Here is a 13,600-nt window from a genome sequence, read left to right as displayed (position 1 = left end):
ATCTGTCCTTGGGGGAGGAGGAGGTCGCTATAGGCGGGTTGCGGTGAAAACATCAATCGCCCGAAACCGCTACCGTGCGACAATCGCCACCTCGTAACATCTGCGACCGGATCGGCGGCGGCCGAATGCCGAGCGGTTTGGAGGAATATTTCTTGGGCGACGGCAATCGTCGATTGCCCGGAACGGGTCGCTCGGCCTATTGCCGCAGACAATGGCCCCCTCGCCCGACCCGCTTCGCCCCGTTCACCCGCTGCGCATCGCCAATTTCCGCGCTTACTGGGCGGCGCGCTTCTGCATGACGCTGGCGCAGAACGGGATGATCGTGGTGATCGGCTGGCAGACCTACACGATCGCGAGGGCGACAATGACGCCGAGCGCGTCGGCCGCGCAGCTCGGGCTGATCGGCCTTTTGCAGTTCCTGCCGCTGTTCATCTCGACCCCGATCACCGGCCTCGTCGCCGACCGGTTCGACCGACGGATGATCACGCGCGTCACGCTGACGCTCCAGGTGCTGTGCGCGGCGATCCTCGCGGTCTCGACGATCGAGGGCTGGATCTCGCTGCCGGTGATCTTCGCGGTGGCGGTTTTGCTCGGCATCGGCCGCGCGTTCGCCGGGCCGGCGTTCGGCGCGCTCGCCCCCAATCTGGTTCCGCACGAGTCGCTGCCCACCGCGATCGCGCTCAGCTCGACCTCGTGGCAGGTCGGCGCGATCATCGGCCCGGCGATCGGCGGCTTCGCCTATTCGGTCGCCCCTTACGGCGCCTATGTGCTGTCGACCGCGCTGTTCGGTCTTGCGCTGGTCTGCATGCTGCTGATCGGCAAGGTGCCGCGTACGGTCGCGATCAGCAAGGATCACCCGATCAAGCAGATCATCGAGGGGCTCGCCTATGTCGGGCAGAACAAGCTGGTGCTCGGCGCGATCACGCTCGATCTGTTCGCGGTGTTCCTCGCCGGGACCAGCGCGGTGATGCCGATCTACGCGCACGATATCCTGAAGATCGGGCCGCAGGGGCTGAGCATGCTGGTCGGCGCGCCCGCGATCGGGGCGATGATCGTTGCGGTTTTCTTCTCGTTCCGTCCGATCAAAACCAATGTCGGCGTCAAGATGCTGGGCGCAGTACTGGTCTATGGCACGGCGACGGTGATCTTCGGCGTATCGACATGGATACCGCTCAGCGTTGGCGCGCTTGCGCTGGCGGGCGCGGCCGACATGTTCTCGGTCTATATCCGCTCCTCGCTGATCCAGCTCTACACGCCCGACGACAAGCGCGGGCGCGTCGGCGCGGTGTCGCAGCTTACCATCTCCGCCTCGAACGAGTTGGGCGAGGCCGAATCGGGGTTCCTTGCCGCGATGCTCGGGCCGGTAGGCGCGGTGCTGATCGGCGGCGGCGGTGCGATTGTGGTGACGATCCTGTGGTCCTATCTGTTCCCGAGCATCAGGAACGCGAAGACGTTCGAACCGCCCAAGTCGCTCCGCGACGCCGCAGACCTTGAGATGGAGGCCAAGTCATGAAAGCCAGCACGATCCTCGAGACGATCGGCAACACGCCGCACATCCGCCTGCAACGGCTGTTCCCGGATCAGGAGGTGTGGATCAAGTCCGAACGGTCGAACCCGGGCGGATCGATCAAGGACCGCATCGCGCTCGCCATGGTCGAGGCGGCCGAGCGTGATGGTCTGCTTGCCCCAGGCGGCACGATCGTCGAACCGACCAGCGGCAACACCGGCGTCGGCCTCGCGATGGTGGCGGCGGTGAAGGGCTATAAGCTGATCCTCGTCATGCCCGAGAGCATGTCGATCGAGCGGCGCCGGCTGATGCTGGCTTACGGCGCAAGCTTCGATCTGACCCCGCGCGAGAAGGGCATGAAGGGCGCGATCGAACGCGCGCTCCAGATCGTGTCGGAAACGCCCGGCGCATGGATGCCGCAGCAGTTCGAGAACCCCGCCAACATCGACGTCCACGTCCGCACCACCGCGCAGGAGATCCTCAACGATTTCGCCGATTCGCCGATCGACGTCATCATCACCGGCGTCGGCACCGGCGGGCACATCACCGGCGTGGCCGAGACGCTCAAGAAAAGCTGGCCCAACCTCAAAGTGTTCGCGGTCGAGCCCGATGCGTCGCCGGTCATATCGGGCGGCCAGCCGGGCCCGCACCCGATCCAGGGCATCGGCGCAGGTTTCGTGCCGGCGAACCTCCACACCCAGGCGATCGACGGCGCGATCAAGGTCGATGCCGCCGTCGCCAAGGACATGGCACGCCGCTCGGCAACCGAGGAGGGCATCCTGGTCGGCATCTCGTCTGGCGCCACGCTCGCGGCGATCCTCCAGAAGCTGCCCGATCTGCCCGATGGCGTGCGCGTGCTCGGCTTCAACTACGACACTGGCGAGCGCTATCTGTCGGTGCCCGAGTTCCTGCCCGAATCCTGATCGGGCCGGTTCGCTCCCGCTTCGGGACAGCCGACAAAGGTTGACCGGGCGGGGCGGTTCGGCGCATCGGGCGCCATGCGTTTCCCCGACCGTGTGATGATCGTCCGTGCCCTCTAGTCGACTCGTGCGCCGGACACGGCGGTTTCTGCGCAAGACGATCTCGAACGTGCGCCGCCCGGACGATCTCGCGTTACGGCTGATCCTGCTTGCGATCGCGCTCGTCGCGATCGTGACGCCTGCGCTGATCGTCCATTATGGTCCGCGCGTGGTGTTCGTGCGCGGCCACGCCATCAAGGTGCCGCACCGCCACGTCATCCCCAAGGCCGAGTTGCCGCCGGTCGAGCCGGTCGCCTTCCAGGATCTCGCCCCCGCCGACGCGCGCGCGTTCAACGCAACCGTGCCCTTCTCGACCGATCCGAACCCGGCGGCCCGCCCGTTCCACCTCGCCGGCACGCCCGACCAGCAGGCGCGCGCGACCGATTGCATGGCCGCCGCGATGCTCTACGAGGCGGGTGACGACAACGAGGGCCAGCGCGCCGTCGGGCAGGTCATCATCAACCGCGTGCGTCACCCCGCCTTCCCCAAGACGATCTGCGGCGTGGTGTTCCAGGGTTCGGAGCGCACCACCGGCTGCCAGTTCACGTTCACCTGCGACGGCGCGCTGATCCGCCACGGCTGGCGACCCGAGCAATGGGCGCGCGCCCGCACGCAGGCTGCCGCGTCGCTCGGCGGACAGGTGTTCGCCGCGGTCGGCTATTCGACGCATTACCACACCGACTGGGTGGTGCCCTACTGGCAGTCGAGCCTCGACAAGGTCGCGGCGGTGCATACCCATTTGTTCTTCCGCTGGAGCGGCTGGTGGGGCACCCCCCCCGCGTTCAACCGCACCGTCTCTTCGGACGAGCCGTTCATCAGGGCGCTGGCGCTCTATTCGGACGCGCACAAGAGCGGTGTGGCGCTGGTCGAGGCGCAGGCGACAGTCGCCGAAATGGCGGTGGCGGCGCTCACGCCCGAGGCGATGCCGACGCCGCTACCCAACGACTCGGAGACGTTCCTCATCACCATCGACCCGCACCTGCCGCCCGAGTCGTTTGCGCTGCTCGCCACGCGGGTTTGCGGCGAACGACCGCGCTGCAAGCTGATGGCATGGACGGACAAGGCACGCACCCCGACCGCAATGCCGCTCGACGCCGGGCAGATCGACACGATGGCGTTCAGCTACATGCGCGACCGGACCTATCATTACGACAAGGCGCTGTGGAACTGCGCGACCTTCAAACAGGCCGATCCCGCCCAGTGCATGAAAACGCAGGTGCTGTTGCCGAAGGATACCACCAAGGTTCCGTCCACAAGCGCGGCGCCGACGGCGGACGGCTTGGTCGGCGTGCGCCGCAAGCCGGGTTCGGGAGCGACCCCAAGCGCACCGGCGACACCGGCAAAGCCCGATTCGCCGCTTACCGCGCAGAGCCTCTAAGCGGCGCGGATCACCCGCTCGGGCACAGCAGCCGCCCGCCCGCATCGCGCAGGGTCGCGGCTTCGGAGGCGGAGTTGCTTAGCTGATCGACGATCAACCCGGCGATCGAGGCGCGCTGCGAACATAGTTTGCGGCACGCGTCGGGCACGGTGCCGGGGAACACGATCCGGTCGCCTTCGAAGCGCGCCTCGAACGCGCATCCTTGCGCATCGCTGAAGTCGAGGTGCAACGTCTCGCCGACGCGGGTGACGGTGCCGAGCCCGCTGCAATGCTGCTGGTCGCCGTAATCGACGTACACGCCGAGCTGATAGGCCGTCGCGCTCGGCACGATGCACACGCGATCGGTCTCGCGAGTGTAGAGCCCGGTGATGTCGGCGTTCTTGGGGTCGGGGATCACCCCAGCCTCGATCGCCGCCGCTTCCAGCCCGGTCGGTGCGGCGACGTTGCTCGCGGCGGGCGGCGCGGCGCGCGAGCAGCCCGTCACCAGCAGCACGGCCGCCAGCGCGAACCTCATTCGGCGGGGATCAGCCGGTCGCCGTCGATGCGGCGGTAGAAACAGCTCGGCGCGCCGGTGTGGCAGGCAGGCCCTGCGGGATCGACGATCAGCCATACCGCATCCTGATCGCAGTCGATGCGGATATCGTGGACGGTGAGGACGTGGCCGGAGGTCTCGCCCTTCTTCCACAGCTTCGCGCGGCTGCGCGACCAGAAATGCGCCTCTCCGCTCGCGATCGTGGCGGCGAGCGCCTCGGCATTCATATGCGCGACCATCAGCAGCGTGCCCGATGCGCGATCGGTGGCGACTGCGGTGACGAGGCCGTTGGCGTCGTATTTGGGATCGAGGACGAGCGTGGTGTCGCGGGGGTCGGCCATGCGGCTCCATAGCCGTCTGCCGGGCCGAGCGGAAGCGCTGGCGAATCACTGTGGCGCGAGGAACACAATCCGGGGACGCCCGCTCGGTTTTGGCGAACGGATCAGCGTGAAAAACGCACGCGGAAACGCTGGTTTTCCGCCGATGCGACCAACGTCCACGGTTTCGATGTGACAAAAGCGCGACAAAGCTTTGACCTGTCCCTATATGGGCGGCGTTACGCACACCCCCTTGCGAAGGGCGCCATGCTCACAACCAATCCGTTCGATGTCGCCGATGGCGACAAGCTCCGCGAGGAGTGTGGAATCTTCGGCGTTGCCGGGGCGCCCGATGGGGCGCGGCTCGTCGCGCTCGGCCTGCATGCGCTACAGCATCGCGGGCAGGAGGCGGCCGGCATCACCAGCTTCGACGGCGTAGATTTCCACACGCATCGCGCCATGGGCCACGTCGCCGGCAATTTCGACCGCGAGGACGTGATGGTCCCGCTGCGCGGTCACGTCGCGTGCGGGCACGTCCGCTACTCGACTACCGGCGAAACCGCGCTGCGCAACGTCCAGCCGCTCTATGCCGATCTCGCTTCGGGCGGGTTCGCGATCGCGCATAATGGCAATATCTCGAACGCGATGCGGCTGCGGCGCGATCTCGTCCGCAACGGTTCGATCTTCCAGTCGACCTCGGACACCGAGACAATCATCCACCTCGTCGCCATGTCCAAGTACCGGACATTCCTCGACAAGTTCATCGACGCGCTCAAGCAGGTCGAGGGTGCCTATTCGCTGATCGTGATGACGCCCGAAGGCATGATCGCGTGCCGCGATCCGCTCGGCATTCGCCCGCTGGTGATGGGCAAGGTCGGTGAGGCGATCATCTTCGCCTCCGAAACCGTGGCGCTCGACGTGGTCGGCGCGACCTATGTGCGCGACATCGAGCCCGGCGAGCTGGTGATCGTGAAGGGCGGAGAGATCAGCTCGCATCGTCCGTTCGCGCCCGTGTCGCCGCGCCCGTGCATCTTCGAGCACGTCTATTTCTCGCGCCCCGACTCGATCTCGGCCGGCCAGAGCATCTATTCGGTGCGCAAGGCGATCGGCGCGCAATTGGCGATCGAGAGCCCGGTCGACGCCGATCTCGTCATCCCGGTTCCCGATTCGGGCGTACCCGCCGCGATCGGCTATGCCCAGCAATCGGGCCTGCCGTTCGAACTCGGCATCATCCGCTCGCATTATGTCGGCCGTACCTTCATCCAGCCGACCAACGAAGTCCGTCACCTCGGCGTCAAGCTCAAGCACAACGCCAACCGCGCGCTGATCGAGGGCAAGCGCATCATCCTGATCGACGATTCAATCGTGCGCGGCACCACTTCGCTGAAGATCGTGCAGATGATGCGCGATGCCGGCGCGGCCGAGGTGCACATGCGCATCGCCAGCCCGCCGACGCGGCATAGCTGCTATTACGGCGTCGACACGCCCGAGCGCGCCAAGCTGCTCGCGCACAGCAAGAACGTGGCGGAAATGAACGCGTACATCCACGCCGACAGCCTCGCGTTCGTCTCGATCGACGGGCTCTACAAGGCGCTTGGCGAGCCGTGCCGCGCCGATATCCGGCCGAGCCACTGCGACGCGTGCTTTACCGGCGATTACCCGACCACGCTGACCGATCAGGACGAGGTCGCCTCGGTCGATCAGTTCGCGCTGCTGGCGGAACGCGTGGTCTGAGGCTTGTCCCGGCTGGGCCGGTGGTGCATTCGCTGCGGCAACGATCCGGAGGGAATGCATGACCGACAAGCCGCTCGCCAACCAGCTCGCCCTCGTCACCGGCGCGAGCCGCGGCATCGGCGCGGCGACCGCCCGCGCGCTGGCGGCGGCGGGTGCGCATGTCGTGCTGACCGCGCGCACCGGCACGGCACTGGAAAAGGTCGAGGACGAGATTTTTGCGGCGGGCGGATCGGCGACGATCGCACCGCTCGACCTGACCGAGACCGACAGCGTTGCCCGCCTCGGGGCGGCGATTGGCGAGCGGTGGCAGGCGCTCGACGTGCTGGTGCTCAATGCAGCGATGCTCGGCACGCTCGGTGCGGTGCCGGCGATCGACCCGCGCGAGCTTGCCAAGGTGCTCACGCTCAACGTCAGCGCGCAGGCCGCGCTGATCGGCGCGTTCGACCCGATGCTGCGCCGCTCGAAGCGCGCGCGCGTGATCGCCGTGACTTCAAGCGTCGCACGCAATCCGCGGGCCTATTGGGGCGTGTACGGCGCGTCGAAGGCGGCTTTCGAAACCTTGGTTGCGTCTTATGGCGACGAGATGGAGCAGATCAGCTCCGTTCGCACCGCGATCCTCGATCCCGGCGCGACCCGCACCGCGATGCGCGCGCGTGCCTATCCCGGTGAGGCCCCTGAGTCGGTCAAGGCACCCGAGGTGGTCGGCGCACGCATCGCCGCACTGGTGACGGAGGACTTCGCGACCGGGCATTTCGAGCGCTTCGAAGCCTAGGGCGAAGGTCGCAGACAATCTACGAAGCGGCGGCCGGTTGGCGCCGCGCGCGGACAATCGCGTTTGCGACTGCCTTCGCCCGTCGCCTCGAACCACCGCACGTTCAAGCCGTCTTGACCAACGTCACATGCGCGACGTCAATGCCGCCGCCCCGAAACCCGCCTTCGCAATACATCAGATAATAGCGCCACAAGCCGATGAAATCGCGATCAAATCGCGCGGGCAAAAGCCCTTCTGCCACCACCGCATCGAACGCCACGCGCCACCGCCGCAGCGTTTCGGCATAGTGCAGCCCGAACCCGCGCCGCTCCTGCCACGCCAACCCGTGTTCGGCAGCGATCGCGCGGAACCGGCTTTCGGACAGAAGCATACCGCCCGGAAACACATAGCGCTGGATGAAGTCGACGTTGCGCGCATACGCTTCGAAGATCGCGTCATCGATCGCGATATATTGCAGCGCGGCCCGCCCGCCCGGCTTCAGCGCGCGCGTGATCGCGGCGAGATAATCGGGCCAATATTCTTCGCCGACCGCCTCGACCATCTCGATACTGGCGACCGCATCATAGGTGCCGGTCACATCGCGATAGTCGGTCAGCGACGTGGTGACATGGTCGAGCCCGAGCCGTGCGGCACGTGTTTCCACCGCACGCTTCTGCTCGGGCGAAAGCGTGATGCCATGCACCTTGCGCCCGGCGCGCGCCGCCACCTCCACGAACGAGCCCCAGCCGCAGCCGATCTCCAGGATGGTATCGCCCGGCACCGTCGCGGTACGCTCGAGGATCGCGGCGAGCTTGCGGTGTTGCGCCTCGGCAAGCGGCTCGGCGGAAGATGGTGGCTCCGCGAACAGAGCGCTTGAATAGCTCATGCTAGGATCGAGCCATAAGCCGTAGAAATCATTGCCAAGATCGTAGTGAAATTCGATGTTCCGCCGCGCTCGCCTGCGGCTGTTGGCGTGCAGCCGATGCCAGACCCGCTGCACGCGCTTGGTCAGCCCCGATGCGCGGCCGGCATTCCCGAGCGTGGTACGATTGAGCACGAACAGCTCAAACAACAGCACCGGATCGGGGCTCGACCATTCGCCAAGCGACCACGCCACATACCAGCCAACCGACCCGCGCGTCGCCAGTCGCAGCAACGACCGCCAGCTCGCCAGCGTGACGATCGCCTGCGGCCCCGCCGCGCGACCGCCGAGCAGCCGCACACGCCCGTCGGGCAAAGTGGTTTCGATCGATCCCGCTGCCAGACCGGCATCGATCCGATCGAGGATCTTGTGAAAAAGCGCGCCAAACTGGCCGAGCAGCGGATCAAGACGTGCGCTGCGACGAGGATCGGGAGCGCCGTGCTGGCGCCCGCGGGGCGGCGGCGCGGATGCATTCATGGCGTCAGCTCATGCACCGCACGACAGAGCCGCGACAAGCCCTCATTTCGTCTGCCGATACGCCGCCAGCGCACGCTCGCGCGCTTCGCGATGGCCGATGAGCTTCGCCGAATAAGCCGCTGGACGACAACCGGATTCTTCCGGATCATGGATCGCTGCATCGCCGATCCCGGCAAGTTCCGGCACCCAACGGCGGATATAGTCGCCCGCCGCGAATTTCTTCGATTGGGTCAGCGGCGCCATGATGCGCGGGAACATGTTCGAATCCACCCCGCTGCCTGCGGTCCACTGCCAGTTGACCGAGTTGTTGCCGTAGTCGGCATCGACCAGACAGTCCCAGAACCAGCGCTCACCCTCGCGCCAGTCGATCAGCAGGTGCTTGATGAGGAAAGAGGCGGTGATCATCCGCACGCGATTGTGCATCCAGCCCATAGTCCAGAGCTGACGCATGCCCGCATCGACAATCGGATAGCCGGTGCGGCCCTGCTGCCACGCGCGCAGGTCCGCGCGAGCCGCTTTGCCGTCGCGCCACGGCAGTGTGTCGAAGGCGCTGCGGGCATTCTTCGTGGCATAGTCGGGGAATTGCAGGATCACCGTCTGTGCGAAATCACGCCAGCCGATCTCGCTGAGGTACACATCGGCCGAGCCGCCCGCATCGGCAACCGCATGCCAGATCTGCGCGGGCGAGATCTCGCCGAAATGGAGATAGGGGGAGAGTTGCGACGTGCCGTCGTCCGAGGGCAGGTTGCGCGTCTCGCCATAGTCCGCGACATCGTCCACGAACGCCTTGAGCCGCCGGTGCCCGGCCGCCTCGCCCGGCGTCCAGACGTCGAAGCCGGTCGACCAGTCGGGTTTGGTCGGCAGCAATCGCCAGTCGCCGAGCGCGTCGCTGCCCGGCCAGCGCGTCGGCACGGGGATATGGTGCGGCGCAGGGTGCGGCGCGGGCGGCGGCATCTGCTGCTGGAGCGCGCGCCAGAACGGCGTATAGATCTTGTACAACGCACCGCCGCCGGTGGTGACCGAGCCCGGCGGCGCGAGATAGTTGCCGTCGTGGCAGACGAGGTCGAGCCGCTTCGCCACCGCCGCCTCGGCGGCGCGCCACCACGGCTCGTAGTGATGCAGGCAATGCACGCGCGTCGCCCCGGTCTCCTCCGCGAGGTCCGCCAGCACCGCATCGGAGCGGCCGCGCCGCAGGATCAGCCGCGAGCCCGCTTTGCGAAGCGCCTCGTCCAACGCGGCGAGGCTATGGTGCAGCCACCAGCGTGAAGCGCCGCCCATCGCGTCGCGCTTCGGGGTTTCATCGTCGAGGATATAGACCGGGATCACCGGCCCTTCGTGCGCGGCGGCGGCAAGCGCGGCCTGATCGGAGAGGCGTAGGTCGCGCCGCAGCCAGAGGATCGTGGGTGTGGTCATGCGGGTGCTAACGCCGGCGGACCGCTCTGGGCTTCGTCGCGGCAAGATATTTGTCGAGGATCGCGAGCCGATCGGCGATTGCGGGGCGATAGGGCGCGCCCTTCGGCGTCAAAGCCAGCGCGCGTGCCCAATATGGCCGCGCCGCAGCGAAGTCACCGCTCTGGATCAGCGCGACGCCGAGGAAGAACGGCGGTCCGGGGTAGCGCGGGGCAAGCCGCATCGCCTGGTCGAACGCAAGCCGCGCAGCGGGCGACACTGCCCCGCCATCATGCTGCGCATAGGCCATGCCGAGCCACGTCCAAAGCACGTAGCTTTTGGGCGCGTAAGCAACCCCGCCGAGCAGGACCCGTACCGCCGCCTGCGGATCGCCCGCGCGGGTCAGCCCGTCGGCAAGCGTCAGATACGCGGCCTCGCCGGTGAAGCGGCCAAGCATGTCGCCGCGCAGTTCGATCAATCCTTGGTCCAGCGCGATCGGTCGGGCGAACGCGCGGACCGAATGCCCCGGCAGGTCCGGCCGCCCCTGCACCGCATAACCGGTCGCGCCGAGCATCAGACCGGCACCGATGAAGCTCCACAGCCGCGGCGCGACGCCGAGCAGCCACAGCGCCGCCACCACGAGCAGGCCGATAAGCGCAAGCGCGATCCACCCCATCAGCCGCGCCGCCTGCGGAAGCTGACGCGCGCGATCCACACGCCGATCGCGATGAGCAGCAACGGCGCGGCCCACAACGGCGCGGTCAGCAGGCTGAACGGCGGATCATAGGTCACGTAATCGCCGTATCGCGCGATCAGCCAGTCGCGGATCTGCGCGGGTTGCTCGCCCGCGGCGATGCGCTGCCGCACCATCGCGCGCATGTCGCCCGCCATCTCAGCGTCGCTGTCAGCGATCGACTGGCCCTGACAGACGAGGCAGCGGATCGTCGCCATCAGCGCACGCGCTTTCGTCTCGAGCGCCGGATCGCGCAGTTGCGTGTTGGCAAGCGGCGCTGGCGGAAGATTGCTGTCGGCGAAAGCGGGCGCGGCGATCAGCAGCGCGAGGACCGCGAGCCGCCTCATTTCGCCGCCTCCAGCTTGGCGAGGATCGCGGGCACCTCGTCGGCGCGAATGTCGCCGACGTGCTGGAGCAGGATCGTGCCGTGGCCATCGATCAGGAAGCTCTCGGGCACCCCCGACGAGCCGAGCGCCAACTGCACCGCGCTCGTCTTGTCGTCGCCGATTGCCGCATAGGGATCGCCGCCGCGCGCGAGGAAGTCGCGCATCGCGGCAGCCGTGTCGCGGATTGCGACGCCCTCCACCGTCACGCCCGCCGCCTTCAACGCCATCAATTGCGGCGCTTCGGCCGCGCACGGCACGCACCAGCTTGCGAAAAAATTGAGCAGCTTGGGCTTGCCGTCGGCGAAGACCGCGCTGGCAAGGCCTGGCTTTCCCGCCAACAAGGGCGGGGTATCGAACGCAGGCAGCGGCTTGCCCACCATCGCCGAATAGACCGTGCGATCGGCCGGCCGATACAACGCAGTCGCGACGACCGCGAGGACCGCGACGAACAGGACGAGCGGCAGCCACAGCTTCATGCCCATGCCGCCTCGTCGCCGCGCCGCCGCGCGCGGCTTTCCCGCCGCCACCGCCCGGCGAGCGACAGCGCGCCGCCGATCGCGACCAGCGCACCGCCCAGCCAGATCAGCGTGACGAAAGGTTTCCACCACAGGCGCAACTGCACGCGCCCCTGACCATCGGTCTGCCCGAGCACGGTGTAGAGCTGCCCGTCGAGCACCGTCGCGATCGCCGATTCGCTCGTCACGGTGACGGGATTGGTGAAGAAGCGCGATTGCGGCCGCAGCCGGATCGGCGCCCCGCTGCCACGCCGCGCCGACAGTTGCGCTTCGAGCGCCGACCAGTTCGGGCCGATCACCGGCGCGATCCCGTCAAGCGTCACCGTATAGGGCCCCACCCGCTGCGGCTCGCCGACGCGCGCCGCGACGAGCGTCGCCTGCGTGAAGGCGCTGTCCGAAGCCATGCCGGCGAGGCTCACCGCGATGCCGAGATGGGCGATCACCATGCCCCAGGTGAACAGCGGCGTCCGGCGGAGGTTACGGCCCCACAGCGGCGCGACACTCGCCACCGCCAGCCCTGCCGCCAGCGCGAGACCCAGCAGCGGCAGCACCGCGACCCCGCCGCCGAACAGCAGCACCGCCACCAGCGCCAGCGCGAACGCAGCGCCCGGCACGGCCAGCCGCATCGCCACCGCGCGCGCGCCGTCACGCCGCCAGCGCAGCAGCGGCCCCGCCGCCATCACCACCACCAGCAACAGCGCGACCGGCCCCGCCGCCTTGTCGAAGAACGGCGGCCCGACCGAAAGTTGCACCCCGAAACCCGCCGCGACGATCGGATACAATGTCCCGATCAGCACCACGCCAAGGATCACCGACAGCAACAGGTTGTTGGCGACCAGCGCGCCCTCGCGGCTGACCGGATCGAAGGTGGTGCCCGCGCGCACCGTCCCGATCCGCGCGGCGAACAACGCCAGCGCGCCACCGATATACAGCACCAGCAGCGCCAGAATGAAGGTGCCGCGCGACGGATCGACCGCAAAGGCATGCACGCTGGTGAGGATGCCCGAGCGCACCAGAAACGTGCCGATCATCGACATCGAGAAGGCGACGACCGCCAGCATCACCGTCCAGGCGCGCAAGCCATCGCGGGTCGCCAGCACCGTCACCGAGTGGAGCAAAGCGGTCGCCGCCAGCCACGGCATCAGCGAGGCGTTCTCGACCGGATCCCAGAACCACCAGCCGCCCCAGCCGAGTTCATAATAGGCCCAGTAGCTGCCGGCGGTGATACCGAGCGTGAGAAAGATCCACGCTGCCAGCACCCACGGTCGCATCGCCCGCGCGAACGCCGGGCCGACGTCGCGCGTCACCAGCGCGCCGACCGCGAAGGAGAAGGCGATCGAAATGCCGACATAGCCGACGTAGAGCGTCGGCGGGTGGAAGGCGAGCCCGGGGTCCTGCAACAACGGGTTGAGCCCCTGCCCGTCCGCCGGCGCCGGATCGATCCGTGCGAACGGGTTGGAGGCGAACAGCAGGAAGGCATAGAAACCGAGCGCGATCATCGCCTGCGCGCCGAGAGTCGCGATCAGCGTCGCGCGCGGCAGCGTCCGCTCGAAGATCGCCACCGCCCCGCCGGCGAGGCCAAGGATCGTCACCCACAGCAGCATCGAGCCTTCATGGTTCCCCCATGCGCCCGCGAATTTGTAGAGCAGCGGCTTTTCGGAATGGCTGTTCTCCGCGACGAGCAGCACCGACATGTCGCTGCGGACGAACACCGCGATTAGCAGCGCCATCGCCAGCGCGGCCAGCGCGCCCTGCACGATCGCGACCGGCCGCACCGCACCGAGGATCTCGGTCGTCAGCCCGGTCTCGACGCCGAGCGCGGCAAGAACGCGGCGCACGCCGATGGCGGCGAGCGCAAGCTGCATCGCCGCCAGCGCGGCGGCCAGCCACAGTGCGGCGAGACCCGCCTCGGCGATCACGCGCGCACCGCCCGCAGGCGC

Annotated in this window: 13 protein-coding genes; 5 read left to right on the top strand and 8 right to left on the bottom strand. The window is 67.7% G+C overall.

Features of this window, described 5'->3' with window-relative positions:
* The first annotated feature begins 211 nt into the window (after nucleotides 1-211).
* The 3 genes from AC3ANX_RS09350 to AC3ANX_RS09340 all read left to right on the top strand — a co-directional run bounded on the left by AC3ANX_RS09350 (nucleotide 212) and on the right by AC3ANX_RS09340 (nucleotide 3,904).
* Nucleotides 212-1,513, top strand: coding sequence for an MFS transporter (locus tag AC3ANX_RS09350; RefSeq protein ID WP_488336724.1), 1,302 nt, complete (start codon nucleotides 212-214; stop codon nucleotides 1,511-1,513).
* On the top strand, nucleotides 1,510-2,430 hold the full coding sequence (gene cysK, locus AC3ANX_RS09345; RefSeq protein WP_488336723.1) for a cysteine synthase A: 921 nt from the start codon (nucleotides 1,510-1,512) through the stop codon (nucleotides 2,428-2,430). The genes AC3ANX_RS09350 and cysK overlap by 4 nt, the downstream gene beginning before the upstream one ends.
* 166 nt (nucleotides 2,431-2,596) lie before the next feature.
* A complete protein-coding gene (locus tag AC3ANX_RS09340) occupies nucleotides 2,597-3,904 on the top strand; it encodes a cell wall hydrolase (protein WP_488336722.1) in 1,308 nt (435 codons plus the stop codon).
* 10 nt (nucleotides 3,905-3,914) lie between these two features.
* On the opposite strand, the gene AC3ANX_RS09335 is transcribed toward AC3ANX_RS09340, so the two are convergent.
* Nucleotides 3,915-4,418 (bottom strand): hypothetical protein, encoded by a 504-nt coding sequence (locus tag AC3ANX_RS09335; protein WP_488336721.1) that lies wholly within the window; start codon nucleotides 4,416-4,418, stop codon nucleotides 3,915-3,917.
* Nucleotides 4,415-4,777: a phosphoribosyl-AMP cyclohydrolase gene (gene hisI / locus AC3ANX_RS09330; RefSeq protein WP_488336720.1), complete on the bottom strand. Its 363-nt coding sequence runs from the start codon at nucleotides 4,775-4,777 to the stop codon at nucleotides 4,415-4,417. The genes AC3ANX_RS09335 and hisI overlap by 4 nt, the downstream gene beginning before the upstream one ends.
* Nucleotides 4,778-5,020: 243 nt before the next feature.
* Between hisI and purF the strand changes: the two genes are divergently transcribed.
* A complete protein-coding gene (purF, locus tag AC3ANX_RS09325; RefSeq protein ID WP_488336719.1) occupies nucleotides 5,021-6,487 on the top strand; it encodes an amidophosphoribosyltransferase in 1,467 nt (488 codons plus the stop codon).
* Between the two features lie 58 nt (nucleotides 6,488-6,545).
* Nucleotides 6,546-7,259: an SDR family NAD(P)-dependent oxidoreductase gene (locus AC3ANX_RS09320; RefSeq protein ID WP_488336718.1), complete on the top strand. Its 714-nt coding sequence runs from the start codon at nucleotides 6,546-6,548 to the stop codon at nucleotides 7,257-7,259.
* A 103-nt stretch (nucleotides 7,260-7,362) separates the two neighbouring features.
* Here the strand turns inward: AC3ANX_RS09320 and AC3ANX_RS09315 are convergent, their stop codons facing one another.
* The 6 genes from AC3ANX_RS09315 to AC3ANX_RS09290 are packed head-to-tail and all read right to left on the bottom strand — an operon-like array spanning nucleotide 7,363 to nucleotide 13,579.
* On the bottom strand, nucleotides 7,363-8,637 hold the full coding sequence (locus AC3ANX_RS09315) for a class I SAM-dependent methyltransferase (RefSeq protein WP_488336717.1): 1,275 nt from the start codon (nucleotides 8,635-8,637) through the stop codon (nucleotides 7,363-7,365).
* A gap of 42 nt (nucleotides 8,638-8,679) precedes the next feature.
* A complete protein-coding gene (locus tag AC3ANX_RS09310; RefSeq protein ID WP_488336716.1) occupies nucleotides 8,680-10,050 on the bottom strand; it encodes a cryptochrome/photolyase family protein in 1,371 nt (456 codons plus the stop codon).
* A 7-nt stretch (nucleotides 10,051-10,057) separates the two neighbouring features.
* On the bottom strand, nucleotides 10,058-10,741 hold the full coding sequence (locus AC3ANX_RS09305; protein ID WP_488336715.1) for a tetratricopeptide repeat protein: 684 nt from the start codon (nucleotides 10,739-10,741) through the stop codon (nucleotides 10,058-10,060).
* A complete protein-coding gene (locus tag AC3ANX_RS09300; RefSeq protein WP_488336714.1) occupies nucleotides 10,702-11,106 on the bottom strand; it encodes a cytochrome c-type biogenesis protein in 405 nt (134 codons plus the stop codon). The genes AC3ANX_RS09305 and AC3ANX_RS09300 overlap by 40 nt, the downstream gene beginning before the upstream one ends.
* On the bottom strand, nucleotides 11,103-11,627 hold the full coding sequence (locus AC3ANX_RS09295) for a redoxin family protein (RefSeq protein ID WP_488336713.1): 525 nt from the start codon (nucleotides 11,625-11,627) through the stop codon (nucleotides 11,103-11,105). The genes AC3ANX_RS09300 and AC3ANX_RS09295 overlap by 4 nt, the downstream gene beginning before the upstream one ends.
* Nucleotides 11,618-13,579 carry a heme lyase CcmF/NrfE family subunit gene (locus AC3ANX_RS09290; RefSeq protein WP_488336712.1) on the bottom strand — a complete coding sequence of 654 codons (1,962 nt, stop codon included), beginning with the start codon at nucleotides 13,577-13,579 and terminating at the stop codon, nucleotides 11,618-11,620. The genes AC3ANX_RS09295 and AC3ANX_RS09290 overlap by 10 nt, the downstream gene beginning before the upstream one ends.
* Between the last annotated feature and the right edge of the window lie 21 nt (nucleotides 13,580-13,600).

Source organism: Sphingomonas sp. BRN-1R, assembly GCF_057748035.1.
This window is presented reverse-complemented; position numbering and strand designations above follow the sequence as displayed.